This is a genomic window from Luteimonas rhizosphaericola (assembly GCF_029888045.1).
Classification (GTDB): Bacteria; Pseudomonadota; Gammaproteobacteria; order Xanthomonadales; family Xanthomonadaceae; genus Luteimonas; species Luteimonas rhizosphaericola.
Map to the genome: position 1 here is coordinate 56901 of NZ_JARXRN010000027.1, position 17658 is coordinate 74558.

Annotated in this window: 13 protein-coding genes; 8 read left to right on the forward strand and 5 right to left on the reverse strand. The window is 68.5% G+C overall.

Annotated elements, in window-relative coordinates; genetic code table 11:
- Nucleotides 1–109 precede the first annotated feature (109 nt).
- Together ftsZ and lpxC are read left to right on the forward strand one after the other, a co-directional pair.
- Entirely contained in the window at nucleotides 110–1351 is a 1242-nt protein-coding gene (gene ftsZ, locus QFW80_RS12355; protein WP_280602283.1) for a cell division protein FtsZ, read from the forward strand.
- A gap of 350 nt (nucleotides 1352–1701) precedes the next feature.
- Entirely contained in the window at nucleotides 1702–2610 is a 909-nt protein-coding gene (gene lpxC, locus QFW80_RS12360; protein WP_280602284.1) for a UDP-3-O-acyl-N-acetylglucosamine deacetylase, read from the forward strand.
- Nucleotides 2611–2995: 385 nt separating this feature from the next.
- On the opposite strand, the gene QFW80_RS12365 is transcribed toward lpxC, so the two are convergent.
- Nucleotides 2996–3418 (reverse strand): DUF721 domain-containing protein, encoded by a 423-nt coding sequence (locus QFW80_RS12365; RefSeq protein WP_280602285.1) that lies wholly within the window; start codon nucleotides 3416–3418, stop codon nucleotides 2996–2998.
- Between the two features lie 76 nt (nucleotides 3419–3494).
- Between QFW80_RS12365 and QFW80_RS12370 the strand changes: the two genes are divergently transcribed.
- The 3 genes from QFW80_RS12370 to QFW80_RS12380 all read left to right on the forward strand — a co-directional run bounded on the left by QFW80_RS12370 (nucleotide 3495) and on the right by QFW80_RS12380 (nucleotide 8736).
- Nucleotides 3495–4406 carry a M23 family metallopeptidase gene (locus QFW80_RS12370; protein WP_280602286.1) on the forward strand — a complete coding sequence of 304 codons (912 nt, stop codon included), beginning with the start codon at nucleotides 3495–3497 and terminating at the stop codon, nucleotides 4404–4406.
- A gap of 454 nt (nucleotides 4407–4860) precedes the next feature.
- Complete coding sequence (gene secA / locus QFW80_RS12375) at nucleotides 4861–7590, forward strand: preprotein translocase subunit SecA (protein WP_280602287.1); 2730 nt, start codon at nucleotides 4861–4863, stop codon at nucleotides 7588–7590.
- A gap of 123 nt (nucleotides 7591–7713) precedes the next feature.
- Nucleotides 7714–8736, forward strand: coding sequence for a Nudix family hydrolase (locus tag QFW80_RS12380; protein ID WP_280602288.1), 1023 nt, complete (start codon nucleotides 7714–7716; stop codon nucleotides 8734–8736).
- Nucleotides 8737–8778: 42 nt separating this feature from the next.
- On the opposite strand, the gene coaE is transcribed toward QFW80_RS12380, so the two are convergent.
- The 4 genes from coaE to pilB all read right to left on the reverse strand — a co-directional run bounded on the left by coaE (nucleotide 8779) and on the right by pilB (nucleotide 13948).
- Nucleotides 8779–9570 carry a dephospho-CoA kinase gene (gene coaE, locus QFW80_RS12385; protein WP_280602289.1) on the reverse strand — a complete coding sequence of 264 codons (792 nt, stop codon included), beginning with the start codon at nucleotides 9568–9570 and terminating at the stop codon, nucleotides 8779–8781.
- 316 nt (nucleotides 9571–9886) lie between these two features.
- On the reverse strand, nucleotides 9887–10747 hold the full coding sequence (locus QFW80_RS12390) for a prepilin peptidase (RefSeq protein WP_280602290.1): 861 nt from the start codon (nucleotides 10745–10747) through the stop codon (nucleotides 9887–9889).
- 6 nt (nucleotides 10748–10753) lie between these two features.
- On the reverse strand, nucleotides 10754–12031 hold the full coding sequence (locus tag QFW80_RS12395) for a type II secretion system F family protein (protein ID WP_425603576.1): 1278 nt from the start codon (nucleotides 12029–12031) through the stop codon (nucleotides 10754–10756).
- A gap of 192 nt (nucleotides 12032–12223) precedes the next feature.
- Nucleotides 12224–13948, reverse strand: a complete 1725-nt coding sequence (gene pilB, locus QFW80_RS12400) for a type IV-A pilus assembly ATPase PilB (RefSeq protein WP_280602291.1) — start codon at nucleotides 13946–13948, stop codon at nucleotides 12224–12226.
- Between the two features lie 133 nt (nucleotides 13949–14081).
- On the opposite strand from pilB, the gene QFW80_RS12405 reads away from it, so the two are divergent.
- The 3 genes from QFW80_RS12405 to QFW80_RS12415 all read left to right on the forward strand — a co-directional run bounded on the left by QFW80_RS12405 (nucleotide 14082) and on the right by QFW80_RS12415 (nucleotide 17637).
- Nucleotides 14082–14936, forward strand: coding sequence for a glycosyltransferase family 2 protein (locus QFW80_RS12405; RefSeq protein ID WP_280602292.1), 855 nt, complete (start codon nucleotides 14082–14084; stop codon nucleotides 14934–14936).
- Between the two features lie 104 nt (nucleotides 14937–15040).
- Entirely contained in the window at nucleotides 15041–16309 is a 1269-nt protein-coding gene (locus QFW80_RS12410; protein ID WP_280602293.1) for a hypothetical protein, read from the forward strand.
- 131 nt (nucleotides 16310–16440) lie between these two features.
- On the forward strand, nucleotides 16441–17637 hold the full coding sequence (locus tag QFW80_RS12415; RefSeq protein ID WP_280602294.1) for a glycosyltransferase: 1197 nt from the start codon (nucleotides 16441–16443) through the stop codon (nucleotides 17635–17637).
- Nucleotides 17638–17658 lie beyond the last annotated feature (21 nt).

Here is a 17658-nt window from a genome sequence, read left to right on the forward strand (position 1 = left end):
GACGCGCGCGGCGACAGGACGAGACGACGACGAAGGCGACGTGTGATTTTTCAGTGGTTTGCGGCACCCCGGCACGACACGACAATCAATAACTAGAGAGGACAAGGACATGGCACATTTCGAACTCGTGGAAAAGATGGCTCCCAACGCCGTGATCAAGGTGATCGGCGTGGGCGGCGGCGGCGGCAACGCGGTCGCGCACATGGTCGGCAGCAGCGTGGACGGCGTGGAGTTCATCACCGCCAACACCGACTCGCAGGCGATCAAGAACTGCGGCGCGAAGCTGCAGCTGCAGCTCGGCACCAATGTCACCAAGGGCCTGGGCGCGGGCGCCAACCCCGAAGTCGGCCGCCAGGCCGCGCTCGAGGATCGCGAGATCATCATGGACGCGCTGCAGGGCGCCGACATGGTGTTCATCACCGCCGGCATGGGCGGCGGCACCGGCACCGGCGCGGCGCCCGTGGTCGCGCAGCTGGCCAAGGAGATGGGCATCCTGACCGTCGCCGTGGTCACCAAGCCGTTCCCGTTCGAGGGCCGCCGCCGCATGCAGGTGGCGCTCAAGGGCATCGAGGACCTGTCGGCGCACTGCGACTCGCTGATCACGATCCCGAACGAGAAGCTGATCACCGTGCTCGGCCGCAACGCGACCATGATCCAGGCCTTCCGCGCCGCCAACGACGTGCTGCTGGGCGCGGTGCAGGGCATCGCCGACCTGATCGTGCGCCCGGGCCTGATCAACGTCGACTTCGCCGACGTGCGCACCGTCATGTCCGAGATGGGCCTGGCGATGATGGGCACCGGCCATGCCCGCGGCGACGACCGCGCCCAGGCCGCGGCCGAGGCGGCGATCCAGAACCCGCTGCTCGACGACGTCAACCTGGCCGGCGCCAACGGCATCCTGGTCAACATCACCGCCGGCCCGGACTTCACCATGAGCGAGTTCGACGAAGTCGGCCGCACGGTGGAGAACTTCGCCAGCGAGGACGCGACCATCGTCATCGGCACCGTGCTCGACCCGGACATGGCCGACGACGTGCGCGTGACCGTGGTGGCCACCGGCCTCAACCGCGCGGCCGTGCGCCACAGCGGCCGCCACGCCGACCACGTGCAGACCGACGCCGTCGCGCGCCGCCCGCACGTGCAGCTGATCAACACCGGCAAGCGCGACGGGACCACCGGCATGTTCGTCGAGGACACCACCGAGGCGTTCAACCCGGGCAGCAGCATCGCCGCGGGCCTGCGCGGCCGCAGCAGCGCATCGGGCGACACCACCGCCGCGCCGCAGGTGGCCGATTTCGGGGACAGCAACTACCTCGACATCCCGGCCTTCCTGCGCCGCCAGGCGGACTGACCTCCGCGCCGTTCCCCGGCGTCCCTCTGCTGACCTCCCGGTCTGCGCACTCTGCATTCCCTTCCCCGCTCGCGGGGGGAAGGGGCCGAAGGCGGGTGGGGGCAGCGGAGGCGCGTAGGGGTCCTTCGCGGCGCGCCATCGATCCAGCCGGGAACGGGAGATCCTTGCACGCCCGATGACGCCACCATGGCCGCGCAATGTCCGATTCCACCGCCGCGGCCGGCCCGGCGCGGCGGATTTTTCGGACACAGCGTCGCACCGCCCTGCTTTCGTTCAGTTCAGGGCGCAGGGTGATAATCTGCGCCGTTGCCCCCATCCGGGGAGCCCCGTCCGCCACAGGCCGTGACCCGATGTCGCAGCAACGCACCATCAAGAACGTGATCCGCGCTACCGGCGTGGGCCTGCACAGCGGCGAGAAGGTGTTCCTCACGCTGCGCCCGGCCGCGCCCGAGACCGGCATCGTGTTCCGGCGCGTGGACCTCGAGCCGGTGGTCGAGATCCCGGCGGCCGGCGAGCTGGTGAGCGAAACCACCCTGTGCACGGGCCTGAGCCGCGAGGGCGCCAACGTGCAGACGGTCGAGCACCTGATGTCGGCGCTGGCGGGGCTTGGCATCGACAACCTGTACGTCGAGCTGTCCGCGGCCGAGGTGCCGATCATGGACGGCTCGTCCGGTCCGTTCGTGTTCCTGCTGCAGTCGGCGGGGATCGTGGAGCAGGACGCGCCCAAGCGCTTCATCCGCATCACCCGCCCGGTCGAGGTGCGCGAGGGCGACAAGATCGCGCGTTTCGAACCGCATGCCGGCTACCGCCTCGGATTCACCGTCGATTTCAACCACCCCGCGATTCCCAAGTCGCAGTCGCGCGCACAGATCGAGTTCTCCACCGAGGCCTACATCCGCGAGGTCAGCCGCGCGCGCACGTTCGGCTTCATGCGCGACCTCGAATACATGCGCGAGCGCAACCTCGGCCTCGGCGGCTCGATGGACAACGCGATCGTGCTCGACGAGTTCCGGGTGCTCAACGACGACGGCCTGCGCTACGCCGACGAGTTCGTGCGCCACAAGATCCTCGACGCCGTGGGCGACCTGTACCTGGCCGGGCGCCCGATCCTGGGGGCCTTCGAGGGCTACAAGTCCGGCCACGCGCTCAACAACAAGCTGGTGCGCGCGCTGCTGGCCGATCGCGGCGCCTGGGAAGAAATCACCTTCCCGCAGGCCGCACCCGCGCCGGTCGCGTACGGCGCGCCGCTGACGGCCTGACCGTCAAGGGCTGGCGCCCGCGGCCACGGTTGGCGGCCCCGGAGACTCCGCGGCCGAGCGACGTGGCACTCGCCATTTCACAGCGGTTCGCCGCCCTCGCGGGCCGGCCGGCGCGCGTGATCCGCCCCGGATGACGCACCTGGCTGCCGTTCGCGCGCGAGCCTCGAATCCGGCCAAATAGAGGGCGAATCGCACCATCGGCTGCGAAACCGTGCACACATCACATTTCACGCGGTGAATGCGCGGATATAACTTTTTTCTAACGAAATCGCAGTCTTTCCCGAGCGGACCGTTAACGTTTCACATGGATGCGGCCGATAGCATGCCGTGTCCGCGTGGGCCGGCAGGAAGCCGGGAACCGTCCACGCGGAGGCCGGGGTGGCGTTCAGTCGCCCGGCGTCTCGCGAGGTGCGGGTCCGTCCAGGGCCGCCAGCGCCGCGCGGAACGCGTCGTCCGTCGCGGCGGACCGGCCCGTGCCCCGTGCCGCCTGCGGCGCCGGGTCGCGACGCGTGACCGGGGACTGGAACGGTTCCTTGGCCGCCTTGATGGCGACCTCGCGCACTTGCAGCCCGATGGAGCGGGCAGCGTCGAGCAATTCGCTGGCCGCCAGGCGCAACCTGGCGTGCCAGAGGGGCGAATCGACGAGGAAGACCAGCCTGCCATCGACCACGTTGGCCAGCCGCACGTGCGGCGCCAGCGCCGGAGGCAGGAGGGGGCGCAGTTGACGGTCCAGTGCATCGAGCCCGAGGGCATGGCGCACCGGATCTCCGGCGGTACCGGACAGCAGTGCATCGAGCGCCGTCTGCATGGTCGCGGAGCGATCCGTACCCGGCGGCACCTTTGGCGAACTGGACCGCCGTGGCAAGGAATCAGACATCAGGTATATGACTCTACACACACTCTCCGTGCAGACGCTGTCGACGCTCCACTCGCTCGGCCGACGCCTGCAGGCACGACTGGTCCAGAAGCCGCTCGCTGCCGCCATCGTCCTCGTCGGCTCCGGCCTGATCATGGGGGGCGCGCTCAACGCCACCACGGTGAACCAGCTGCAGCAGCAGGTGTCCGGCCAGGCGGAAACGCTCGAGTCCACCCGCCGCGAGGCGCAGCGTGAAGTCAACGCCCTGGCCGCGCGCCTGGGCGAACTGCAGGCGCAGGCCAACCGCCTCAACGCGCTGGGCGACCGCCTGACCCGCATCGCCAAACTCGGCGACGGCGAGTTCGATTTCGACAAGCCGGTCGCCCTGGGCGGTGCCGAGACCAGCCAGGACATGGCGGCGCGGCAGCTCGTGGACGGGCTGGACGACGTCGATGCGCAGTTCGGCCAGGCCGGGCGCCAGCTCTCGGTGCTCGAGGCGCTGCTGTTCGACCAGGAGCTCGAGCGCAACGCCATGCCGTCGCGCTCGCCGGTGGCCAGCAGCTACATCACCTCCGGCTACGGCGGCCGCGCCGATCCGTTCGGCGGCGGCAGCCAGTTCCACAAGGGCATCGATTTCGACGCCACCACCGGCGATCCGGTGATGACGGTCGCCGACGGCGTGGTCAGCTTCTCCGGCGTGCGCAGCGGCTACGGCAACGTGGTCGAGGTCGACCACGGCAACGGCTTCGTCACCCGCTACGCGCACAACTCGCGCAACACGGTGAAGGTCGGCGACCTGGTGCGGGTGGGACAGGAGATCGCGAAGGCCGGCTCCACCGGGCGCTCGACCGGCGCCCACGTGCATTTCGAAGTCTGGGAGAACGGGCGCGTGCACAACCCGCGCAAGTTCCTGGGCGAGATGGGCGCAAAGCGGGGCTGAGGCTGGGGGGCTGGCAGTCCGGCGCTCAGGCGCCGGCGTGCCGGGGCAGGCACAGGATCCGGCGACGGAGTTAAGGCAGGGGCTGTCTGGTGGCAGGCGGACTGGTCCAGGACGTCGCCGCCGGCCCGTGGCTGGTGTCGCGAGTGCCGGCAGGTCGGGCTTGGCGCGACGATCGGTCGATGGCTAGGCCCGTTCCGGGCGCGGACGGACTCCGGTCTGAAGCTGGATACGGCTCGGCCTGACGACCGGGCGGGTGGTTCGCCCGCGTCTCGCGTGGCGACGCGTTCGGCATCGGGGCGGCTGCGGGATGCGTTGGGCGCCCATTGAAATCGCCCGGGGGCGCCTCCACGGTACAATGCGCGTTGCCATCGAAAAGGGCGCCTCTGCGCCCTTTTTCATTTGCCGGCTGAGCGCGCCGCGCGCGCCCCGGTCCCGCCCACCTTCCGGTACATCCATGCTCAATCGCCTGCTCACCAGCGTCTTCGGCAGCCGTAACGACCGCCTCGTCAAGCAACTCGGCGGCGTGGTCAAGAAGATCAACGCCCTCGAGCCGCAGATGCAGGCCTTGTCCGACGCCGAACTCCAGGCCAAGACCCCCGAACTGCGCGAGCGCGTCGCCAACGGCGAATCGCTCGACAAGGTGCTGCCCGAGGCCTTCGCCGTCTGCCGCGAAGCCAGCGTGCGCGTGCTGGGCCTTCGCCCGTACGACGTGCAGCTGGTGGGCGGCATGGTGCTGCACATGGGCAAGATCGCCGAGATGCGCACCGGCGAGGGCAAGACCCTGGTCGCCACCCTGCCGTGCTACCTCAACGCGCTCGAGGGCAAGGGCGTGCACGTGGTAACGGTGAACGACTACCTCGCCCGCCGCGACGCCGCCCAGATGGGCCGGCTCTACAACTGGCTCGGCCTGAGCGTGGGCGTGGTCTACCCGGGCATGCCGCATTCGGACAAGCACGCCGCCTACGGCGCCGACATCACCTACGGCACCAACAACGAGTTCGGCTTCGACTACCTGCGCGACAACATGGCCATGTCCAAGGCCGACCGCTACCAGCGCGGCCTGAACTACGCCATCGTCGACGAGGTCGACTCGATCCTGATCGACGAGGCGCGCACGCCGCTGATCATCTCCGGTCCGGCCGACGAATCGCCGGAGCTGTACATCAAGGTCAACCGCATCGTGCCCTCGCTCAAGCGCCAGGAAGTCGAGGATGGCGTGGGCGATTTCTGGGTCGACGAGAAGGGCAAGCAGGTGCACCTGTCCGAGGCCGGCCAGGAGCACGCCGAGGAGCTGCTGCACAAGGCCGGCATCCTCGAGGCCGGCGACGACCTGTACGCCCCGCACAACATCCACGTGGTGCACCACCTCAACGCCGCGATGCGCGCGCACGCGATCTACCAGCGCGACGTCGACTACATCGTGCGCGACGGCGAAGTGGTGATCGTCGACGAGTTCACCGGCCGCACGCTGGTGGGCCGGCGCTGGTCCGACGGCCTGCACCAGGCGGTCGAGGCCAAGGAAGGCGTGCCGGTGCAGCGCGAGAACCAGACGCTGGCGAGCATCACCTTCCAGAACCTGTTCCGCATGTACGGCAAGCTCTCGGGCATGACCGGCACCGCGGACACCGAGGCCTTCGAGTTCAACAGCATCTACGGCCTGGAAGTGGTGGTCATCCCCACCCACCGGCCGATGATCCGCGTCGACCATCCCGACGCGGTGTTCCTCAACCGCAACGGCAAGTACCGCGCGGTCGCGGCCGAGATCAAGGACTGCTACGAGCGCGGCCAGCCGGTGCTGGTCGGCACCACCTCGATCGAGGTCTCCGAGCTGCTGTCGAAGTTCCTGCGCGAGGAGAACATCCCGCACGAGGTGCTCAACGCCAAGCAGCACGAGCGCGAGGCGCACATCGTCGCCAACGCCGGCCGCCCGAAGGCGGTCACCATCGCCACCAACATGGCCGGCCGCGGTACCGACATCGTGCTCGGCGGTTCGCTCGAGGCCGAACTGCACGCGCTGGGCGAGGGCGCGACCGAGGCCGACAAGGCGCGCGTGAGCGAGGACTGGCAGAAGCGCCACGACGAGGTGGTCGCGCTCGGCGGCCTGCACATCCTGGGCACCGAACGCCACGAGTCGCGCCGCATCGACAACCAGCTGCGCGGCCGTTCCGGCCGCCAGGGCGACCCGGGCTCGAGCCGGTTCTACCTCTCGCTCGAAGACAACCTGATGCGCATCTTCGCCGCCGACTGGGTGCAGCGGGTCATGGCGCGGATGGGCCTGAAGGAAGACGACATCATCGAGTCGCCGCTGGTGTCCAAGCAGATCGCCAACGCGCAGCGCAAGGTCGAGGCCCACAACTTCGACATCCGCAAGAACCTGCTCGACTTCGACGACGTCAACAACGACCAGCGCAAGGTGATCTACGGCCAGCGCGACGAACTGCTCGAGGCCGAGAGCGTGCAGGAAAACATCGACGGCATCCGCGGCGACGTGGTGGCCGAGGTGGTCGAGCGCTTCGTCCCGCCCGAGTCGATCGACGATCAGTGGGACCTGCCGGGCCTGGAGTCGACGCTGGAGCAGGAGTTCGGCGTGCGGCTGGAGCTGCAGCGCATGGCCGCCGAGCGCAAGGAGCTGGACGCCGAGGGCATCCAGGACCATGTGCGCGAGGCGCTGGACCGCGTGTTCGCCGAGAAGGAAGCCCAGGTCGGCGCCGAGACGATGCGCGCGCTCGAGAAGCACATCATGCTCAACGTGCTCGACGACAACTGGAAGCAGCACCTCGGCCGCATGGACTACCTGCGCCAGGGCATCCACCTGCGCGGCTACGCGCAGAAGCAGCCGAAGCAGGAGTACAAGAAGGAAGCGTTCGAGCTGTTCAGCGAGATGCTGGACAAGGTCAAGCGCGAGGTGGTGACCCTGCTGGCGCGCGTGCGCGTGCGCAGCGAGGCGGAGGTGGCCGCGATCGAGGCGCAGGAACGGGCGCAGGTGGAGGCACGGCTGCGCCAGGCGCAGTTCCAGCACGAGAGCGCCGGCGGCTTCGGCGCCGACGAGGAAGCCGCGGAGCCGGACTACCAGCAGGGCGGCCAGGCGCCGATCGTGCGCGACGGCGCGAAGATCGGCCGCAACGATCCGTGCCCCTGCGGCAGCGGCAAGAAGTACAAGCACTGCCATGGACAGCTGGCCTGACGAGCGGCTCCCGCCGGCGGGGTGCGCCGGTGCCGCGAGGCCAATGACATTGCGCCGGGAGTGCCCGGGACCGGCGCCCGTCCCGCCGCGCGCCGCCGTCGCCGCTGCGTCGGGGTCGCTGGCGTGACCCGGCCGGAGGCCACCGGCCGGACGCCCGGCGACGATCCGCCGCAGCGACCGTCGATCCATGTCGTCGCCGCCGTCATCACCGACGCAAGAGGGCGGATCCTGCTCGCGCGCCGCGCGCCGGGCCGCGAACTGGCGGGCCTGTGGGAATTCCCGGGCGGCAAGGTGGACCCGGGCGAAACGCCCGAAGCGGCGCTCGCACGCGAACTGCACGAGGAGCTCGGCATCGAGGTCGAGGTCGGCGCGCCGCTGATGGTGGTGCCGCACCGCACCCCGAGCCGACGCCTGCACCTGGACGTGCGCCGCATCCGCGCCTGGCGCGGCACGCCGAAGGGCTGCGAGGGCCAGGCGCTGGCCTGGGTGCAGCCGCAGCGCCTGGCGCGTTACGACATGCCCGCGCCCGACCATCCGGTGGTCGCCGCGCTGCTGCAGCCGGACCGCTGCCTGGTCACGCCCGCGCCGGGCGTCGACGACGGGGCGTGGCTCGACGCCCTGGCCGCGTCGGTGGCGAATGGCGTGTCCCGGGTGCAGTTCCGCATGCACGGCGTGGCCGACGACCGCCGCCGTCGCCTGCTCGAGGGCGCGGCCCGCCACTGCGAGGCTGCCGGCGCGCAACTGCTGGTCAATGGCGACGCGGCGCTCGCGCGCGCGACGGGCGTGGGCCTGCACCTGCCCGCGGCGCAGCTGCGGGTGAGCGAGTCCCGGCCTGTTCCCGTCGGGCAACTGCTGTCGGCCTCCTGCCACGACGCGGAGGAACTGGCGCTGGCCGAGGCGCTGGGCTGCGACTTCGCGATCCTCGGGCCGGTGCTCGCCACGCCGAGCCATCCCGGCGAGCCGGGCATCGGCTGGGCCCGTTTCGAGGCCCTGCGCGAACGGGTGTCGTTGCCGTTGTACGCGATCGGCGGGCTGGGCGTGGACGACATCGCCACCGCGCGCAGCCATGGCGCGCAGGGCGTGGCGGCGATCCGGGGGCTGTGGGCGGGAGCGGTCGGCGAATCCCCGGCGGGCGTCGCAGCCTGAAGCCTGGCGCTCGCCCAGCCGACACGCCTGCCGCGCGGCGGCTCAGCCGTTAGCGGCAGCCAGGCCCCGGTAGCGCGCGTCCAGCGCCGCGACGTGGGCGTCCAGCGCGTCCAGCGGCCCGTCGTTGACCAGCACGTCGTCGGCGATCGCCAGCCGCTGCGCGCGCGTGGCCTGGGCCGCGATCATCCGGTCCGCCAGTGCCGCGTCGATGCCGTCCCGGGCCAGCAGCCGTGCACGCTGGACCGCGACCGGCACGTCGACCACCAGCACCCGCCGCAGCCAGGGATAGGCGTCGCGGCCGGTGCCGGTGGCGGCGGCCAGGGGGGCGTGGGGCGCGCAGCCCGGCGCGTCCGCGACCGCCCCGGCCTCGGGTCCGAAGGAATAGGCCGGCGCCGCCCCGGACACCGCCTGCATCGCAGGCGGGGGCTGGGTCGCCGCCGCGGGGGAGGGGGACGGCGGCGCAGCGGACGCCGGCAGCACTTCGGCCAGCAGCGGAATCGCGGCGATCGCGTACGGGCCGCGGGCGGCGGCGCAGGTCGCGTACAGCAGGGTCCGCACGCGCGGGTGGATGATCGCCTCCAGCCGCAGCCGCGCGGCGTCGTCGGCGAACACGCGGCGCCGCATCGCCGGGCGGTCCAGCGAACCGTCGGGCGCCAGCGCGTCCGCGCCGAAGGCCGCCACCACTTCGGCCAGGCCCGCGCTGCCGATCGCCACCGCATCGCGCGCGGCCAGGTCCGCATCGGCCACGGTGATCCCCAGCGCCTCGAAGCGTCGCGTCACCTCGCTCTTGCCAGAGGCGACGCCTCCGGTCAGTCCCACCACGTAGTCGGCCATGTGCCGATTGTGCCTGCGGCGGTGGCGACCGCCCAGTCGGTGTCGGAGATGGGCTCAAGCCGCGTTGCCAGTCGCGCCCTCCTTCCGGCCCTTCGGGCCACCGTCTCCCGCCCAGCGGGAGACGGAAAGCTATCCAGCGCGGGTGCGGCCGTCCTGGCGGCGCCGCCAATTCCAGCCCACCAGGTGCCGCCCGGCGTGCGCCCGCATCCAACCCTTCGGACCGCCCTGCATCCTGAAGGACGCAATGGTCTCCAAGAGCGGGGAAGGCACATCGAGAGCGCTCCGTCGCGGAGACGGAACGCACGGCGAAGCAGGCTCAGATCCCCGCGTAGCCGCGGTACAGGCCGATCAGCTGCTCGCCCCACATGAAGACGATCCAGCCGGCGATGGCCAGGTACGGCCCGAACGGGATCGGGGTGGCCCGGTCGCGGCCCTTCACCGCCAGCCAGATCGAGCCGATCAGCGCGCCGACCACCGACGACAGCAGGATGATCGGCAGCACGCCCGCCAGCCCCACCCAGGCGCCGAGCGCCGCCAGCAGCTTGAAGTCTCCGTGCCCCATGCCTTCCTTGCCGGTGACCTGCTTGAACACCCACCACACCGACCACAGGCTCGCGTAGCCCGCGATCGCCCCCAGCAGCGCCGGTTTGGCCGACATGTAGAGGTTGTCGAGCGCCGCGATCAGGCCCAGCCACATCAGCGGCAGGGTGAGCGAGTCGGGCAGCAGCTGCGTGCGCAGGTCGATGCCCGACAGCGCCACCAGCATGCAGGTCAGCACGCAGGCGCCGAAGCCCTGCCAGCCGAAGCCGAAGCGCCACACGCACAGCACGCACAGCACCGCGGTCAGCAGTTCCACCAGGGGGTACTGGACCGAGATCGGCGCCTTGCAGCTGCGGCACCGACCGCGCAACGCCAGCCAGCTGAACACCGGGATGTTCTCGTACCACGACAGCTGGTGCCCGCAATGCGGGCAGTGCGAGCGCTCAACCACGATGCCGGGCGGGGGCGGATCGTACAGCTCCGGCTCGCCGAGCACCTCGCGCGCGTCGCGGTTCCATTCCCATTCCATGCGCCGCGGCAGGCGCAGGATCACCACGTTGAGGAAGCTGCCCACGAGGAGCCCGAGCCCGGCCACCAGCGGATAGCCGAGCGCGGGGTTCTGGTCGAGATACGCCATCCGGCGTCAGCCCATCACGGTCAACGCGATCTTGAAGATCGGCAGGTACATCGCGATCACGATGGCGCCGACCATCGTGCCGATGATCACCATCACGAACGGTTCGATCAGGCTCGAGATGGCGTCGACCGCGTTGTTCACCTCTTCCTCGTAGAACTCGGCCACCTTGAAAAGCATGGCGTCCAAGGCGCCGGCTTCCTCGCCGATGGCGGTCATCTGCACCACCATGTGCGGGAAGATGCCCACCTGCTTCATCGCCATATTCAGCGGATAGCCCACCGCCACGTCGTCGCGCATCTGCAGGACCGCATCGGTATACACGCGGTTGCCCGTGGCGCCGGCAACGCTGTCCATGGCCTCGACCAACGGCACGCCGGCCTTGAACGTCACCGCGAGGGTACGCGCGAACCGGGCGATGGACGAGTTCTGCAGCACTTGGCCGATGATGGGAATCTTCAGCATCAGACGGTCGACGGTGTGCTGAAGCTTGGTCGAGCGCTTGTACGTGTACATGAACGCGGCGAAGGCGGCGAGCGCGACGATGAGCATGGCCCACCACCATTTGACCAGGATGGCGGAGAAACCGAACACCAGGTTGGTGAACGCCGGCAGCTCAGTGCCAAAGCTCGCGAACTGCTCCTTGAAGATCGGCACCACGAAGATCATCAGCACCGCGCAGACCAGGATGGCCACGCCGATGATTGCGATCGGATAGAACATCGCCTTCTTGATCTTGCCCTTGACCGATTCGATGTTCTCCTTGTACGTGGCGATGGTCTCGAGCACGGTTTCCAGCGCGCCGGACGATTCGCCGGCACGAATCAGGTTGCGGTACAGCTCGTCGAACTGCACCGGATACTTGCTCATCGCCTCGTAGATCGAAGAACCCGACTCCAGCTCGATGCGCAAGTCGTCGACCATCTTCTTCATCTTCGGGTTCTTCTGCCCGTTGCCGATGATCTCCAGCGCCATCACGATCGGCACGCCCGACTTCATCATCGTCGCCAGCTGGCGGCTGAAGACCGCGATGTCCTTGGCGGAAACAGTCTTGCCGGCTCCGCCGAAGAGTGGCTTGGGCTTGACCTTGACCACGCCCGGCTGGATGCCCTGCCGACGGAGTTCCGCCCGCAGCAGGTTCGCGTTGCGCGCCTGCTGCTCGCCCTTCATCTTCTTGCCGCGCTTGTCGGTGCCTTCCCAGACGAAGGTCGGCATGTTCACGCCTTCGCGCACAGGCTTGGCGGCGCCACGCGTGGCGGTCTTGGCGGCGGAACGGGTCACGGCCATCGCAATATCCCCTGGGTGTGCCCGGCCTCCCCGACCGGGCGAATTCCCTTGCATGGTAACTGCTTACGAAGGGAAGTGAAATTCAACTCTGTGACGGCGCGCAGGGTTTGGAGCGTGGTCAGGGGCCGGGCGCCTCCGCCCCGCCGGTGCTGGGATTCCGGGGCCGCCGCGGGCGATCCCGGCCGGTAAGGATCAGTCCTTCGTCACCCGGTTGATCTCGGCCAGGCTGGTCATGCCCTTCTTCACCTTGAGCAGGGCGGACTGGCGCAGGTCGCGCACGCCGGAACGCTGGGCTGCCTCGGCGATCTGCAGCGCGTTGCCGCCTTCCAGGATGATGGTGGCGATCTCGTCGGTCATCGGCATCACCTGGTAGAGGCCGGTGCGGCCCTTGTAGCCGTTGGTGCAGTCGTCGCAGCCGCCGGCCTCGAAGACAGTGAAGCCCTCGTTGATCTCGGCCTCGGTGAAGCCTTCCGCCAGCAGCGCATTGTCCGGGATCTGCACCGGCTTCTTGCACTTCTCGCACAGCCGGCGCGCCAGGCGCTGGGCAATCACCAGGGTCACCGAGCTGGTGATGTTGTACGGGGCAATGCCCATGTTCATCAGGCGCGAGATGGTCTGCGGCCCGTCGTTGGTATGCAGGGTGGAAAGCACCATGTGGCCGGTCTGGGCTGCCTTGACCGCGATTTCGGCCGTTTCCAGGTCGCGGATCTCGCCGACCATGATGATGTCCGGATCCTGGCGCAGGAAGCTGCGCAGGGCGGCGGCGAAGGTCATGCCGCGGCGCTCGTTCTGCTGCACCTGGTTCACGCCCGGCAGTCGGATTTCCACCGGGTCTTCCACGGTGGAGATGTTGCGCTCCTCGTTGTTGAGGATGCCCAGGGCCGTGTACAGCGAGACCGTCTTGCCCGAGCCGGTGGGGCCGGTGACCAGCACCATCCCGTAGGGCTTGTGGATCGCGTCTTCAAACAGCTTCTGCTGGTCGGGCTCGTAGCCCAGTTTGTCGATGCCCAGCTTGGCCGCGCTGGCGTCGAGGATACGCAGCACCACCTTCTCGCCGAACAGGGTGGGCAGGGTGCTGACGCGGAAGTCGATCTGCTTGGTCTTGCTCAGGTTGAGCTTGATGCGGCCGTCCTGCGGGATGCGCTTCTCGGCGATGTCCAGCTGTGCCATGACCTTGAGGCGCGCGGTGACACGGGACTGCAGCTTGACCGGCATTTTGGCCGACTGCTTGAGAATGCCATCCACGCGCAGTCGCACGCGGTAGTCGGTTTCGTAGGGCTCGAAGTGAATGTCGGAGGCGCCGCGCTTGATGGCATCGATCAGTACCTTGTTCACGAACTTGACGATCGGCGCATCGTCCTGCTTGCCATCCGCGCCGGCATCGCGGGATTCTTCGTCGCCAGCATCGACATCTAGGTTTTCAAGGCCGTCGGCATCTTCGAGCGCGTCGCCGAAGGCGTCGGACGCCTGCATCCACAGTTCCAGCGTGCGCCGGAGCGCGTCCTCGTCCACCAGGATCGGCTCCACCACCAGGTTGGTGTGGAACTTGATCTCGTCCAGGGCGTGGCTGTTGGTGGGATCGGAGGTGGCCACGAACAGCTTGGCGCCGCGCTTGTAGAGCGGCAGGATGTGGTGCTTGTTCAGCAGATCCTCGCTCACCAGCTTCACGGCGTTGAAAGAGGCGTCCATGGCCGAGGGGTCGAAGACGGGCATGCCGAACTCCATCGAGTTGGCCGCGGCCATCTGGGCGGCGGTGACCAGTTTGTGCTCACGCAGGTAGGCGGCCACCTGCTTGCGCTCGGTCGTGGCCTTGTCCAGCGCCTCGCGGGCGGCTGCCTCGTCCAGGGCCCCGTCCATGACCAGACGGCGGGCGATGCCGGTGATGCCGACGAGGTTGGGGGTGGCGACAGCGTTCATGGTGACCTCCTCAGGTGGGGCGACTGTACCGCAAGCATTTCATGTGCCAAAGCGACCGGCCGCACGGTCCGCCCTCACAGTGGGGGCCTGCCGTCCCGGTTTCGGCTACCCTTTGGCGGCACGAGGGGAGTCCATGCACGTATCCATCATCCTGCCTGCCAAGAACGAGGCCGAAGGCCTGCGCCAGACGCTGCCACGCCTGCGGGCGGCCCAACCCGACGCCGAGCTGATCGTGGTGGACGACGGCTCCAGCGACGATACCGCGGCCGTGGCCGCCGGGTTCGGCGCCAGGGTGCTGTCGAGTCCGTACTCGATGGGGAACGGGGCGGCCATCAAACGCGGCGCCCGCGCCGCTACCGGCGAGATCCTGGTATTCATGGATGCCGATGGGCAGCACGACCCCGCCGAGGTCGCAGGATTGCTGGAGCGTCTGGCACAAGGTTACGACATGGTCGTGGGCGCCCGCGGTGCCGGAGGGCAGGCCAGCGCGGGAAGAGGCCTGGCGAACAGGTTCTACAACCGGCTCGCCAGCTGGATGACTGGACATCGGGTCGACGACCTGACGTCTGGATTCCGTGCGGCACGGGCGGATCGCTTCCGCGAATTCCTGCATCTGCTGCCGAACGGGTTCAGTTATCCCACCACCAGCACCATGGCGTTTTTCCGCAGCGCCTATGCCGTGGACTACGTTCCCGTCGATGTGGCGCGCCGTGTCGGCAACAGCAGTCATATCAGGCCGATCAAGGATGGCATCCGGTTTCTGCTGATCATCTTCCGCATCGCCACGCTTTATTCGCCTTTGAAGCTGTTTGCTCCTGCTGCGTTAGCGTTTTTCCTGCTGGGGGTCGGCTACTACGGCTATACATTCAGCACGCAGGGGCGGTTCACCAACATGAGCGCTCTGCTGTTCAGCGCAGCGGTGATCATTTTCCTGATCGGACTTGTCTCGGAACAGATCACAGCGCTGACCTACAAGCGGGATCCCTAGTGCCGATGTCTGCACAGGTGCTTCGAGGTCACTCCCTGGCTGGCATTGGCAAACCGCATCCGGCCGTCGCCTTCCGTCAGTGCCTGGTAGTTGCGGGTTGTACTTTGCTGGCCCTGCTGGCGAGGCTGTACTACGTGGAAACCGTCGTGATCGACGGGCCAATCCGCGGCGACGCCGCGGCTTATTTCTCATACGCCTCCAACCTGGCCGAACACGGCGTGTTTTCCTCCGCAAGGCCCGGCTCGGATGAGCCCCTGGTTCCCGACAGCTATCGCGACCCGGGCTACCCGCTCCTCGTTTCGACGTTGATGCGGCTGCTGGGCGGGGAAGCCTGGTATCCGCTACTGCTGCAGCTGCAGGCCGTGCTCGGTGCGGCGACGGTCGGACTTGCCCTGGCACTGGGCCGGCGCTGGATGGCGACCCGGTGGCTCGCGGCGGCGGGCATCCTGATGGCGCTCTGGCCGCACAGCATCGCCATCACCAGCTACTTCCTCACCGAAACCCTGGCGGGCTTCCTTTCGGTGCTCTGGCTGTGGCTGCTGGTGACGTTCGGCCGGAGTTGGCGCGGAGGCTTGCTGGCAGGGCTGGTCGCCGGAACGGCGGGGCTTGTCAGCGCGGTACTGCTGCCGGCCGCCACGGTCGTGGCGGTGCTGCTGTGGATCACCGGCAAGGCGGGGCGCGGCGCGGCGGTGGCGCTGCTGCTCGGTTCGCTCCTGCTGCCCGTAGCCTGGGCGGTGCGCGGCATGCAGATCGAACAGGCCGGGACGGTGACGAGTACGTCGTCGGGCCGCGCATCCCAGAACCTGATCCAGGGATCCTGGCCCGAATACCACGACTCATGGCGCGCCTGCATCTATGGCGACCCCGGCGCCTGTGAGGTGCAGAAGCGCATCAATGACGAGATTGCATTGCTGCACGCCACGCCTGCGGCGGGACTTCGAGGTGCGCTGTCGCGGATGCAGGCCGACCCGCTGAAGTACGCCCGCTGGTACGCCACCAAACCCTACCTACTCTGGGACTGGAGTATCCGCATAGGGCAGGGCGATGTGTTCGTGTCTCCGGCAACCGCATCGGCCTACCGGACCAATGCCTTCTACCGCGCCAGCTCGGCGATCGCGTACGCGCTCAACCCTTGGCTCTTCTTCCTGGCGGCGGCCTTCTGCTTCGGCGTCGCCCTGAGGTGGCGCTTAGTCGTGCCGGATGCGGTGGCGTTGGCGGCCTTCCTACTATATGTAACCGGCGTGTATTGGGTATTCCAGTCCGAACCGAGATACTCGATTCCCTTCAGGTCGCTGGAACTGATCGCTGCGGTCGGCGCGCTGATGGCCGCGTCCAGCTCGCTGCAGGCGCGGCGTCGGGACGAAACGCTATGATGCGGCCTGTTCGACACGGCAAGCCCGGGACTTCCCGTGCTGTGGCGCGGGCTGAGGCGCGGCCGCCTTGGCCACGGCTGGTGCGGCGCGAACGCAGGCCCGTCGTAGTCGCGACCTGACGGAGCGCAGCCATGCCGCAAGACCGCAAGCCCGGCCTGCTGGTCCTGGCCTCCACCTACCCCAGGTGGTCCGGGGACCCCGAACCCGGCTTCGTGCATGAGCTGGCCCGAAGGATGACCGGCCGCTTTCGTGTGACCGTACTCTGCCCGCATGCACCCGGAGTCCCTGTGGAGGAAACGATGGACGGCGTCGATGTCGTCCGTTACCGCTACGCGCCGGAGGCATGGGAAACGTTGGTCAACGACGGTGGCGTTGTCGCCAACCTCAGGCGTGCGAAGTGGAAATGTGCGTTGGTTCCGGGCTTCGTGCTGGCCCAGGCATGGTGCGCGTGGCGCCTGGTCCGGCGCCGGCGTATCAATGTGGTGCATGCGCATTGGCTGGTGCCGCAGGGTTTGGTCGCCGTACTGCTCTCCAAGCTGGGGCGTCGAGGGCTGCCATTCCTGGTGACCTCGCACGGTGCCGACCTGTTTGCCTTGCGCGCGTGGCCGTTTCCGGCCATCAAGAGGCTCGTGATTCGGGAGGCGGCAGACGTGACCGTGGTCAGCGAGGGCATGCTGGCCGAGATCGCTCAGCTGGGAGGCGACCGGGACCGTGTTGGCGTGGAGCCAATGGGCGTCGATCTGAAAGGACGGTTCCGTCCGGATCCGTCCGTGTCCAGGTCCCGATCCGAAATCCTCTTCGTAGGCCGGCTGGTCGAGAAGAAGGGCTTGCAGCACCTATTGAATGCGATGCCGCTCATCCGATCGAAACGCCCGGACGTGCGCCTGACGATTGCTGGCTTCGGGCCGGATATGGAAGCAAGGCGCGAGCAGGTGGCCCGGCTGGGCATGGAGGATTCAGTGGAGTTTCTCGGCCCCATCGCCCAGATAGACCTCCCGGGCCTCTATCGGCGGGCGGCGCTTTTCGTCGCCCCGTTCGTGGAAGCCAGATCGGGGGATCAGGATGGCCTCGGGCTGGTCCTGATAGAGGCACTTGGCTGTGGTTGTCCCGTTGTGGCGTCCAACTTGCCGGCGACCCGCGCCCTGCTCGTATCCTGCGCGGCGGCGTACGAGGCCGTACCCGGTGATCCCACCTCGATCTCCCAAGCAGTGCTGAAAGCGTTGGACGCGGGGGGATCTCCGCTCGGTGAAGACATCGCCGGGTTCGACTGGGAAGTGAGGGCGGCCGCCTACGGGGCTCGGCTCGATTACATCGCGGCCGATTCATGACTTGGCGCCCGCGACCCGCCT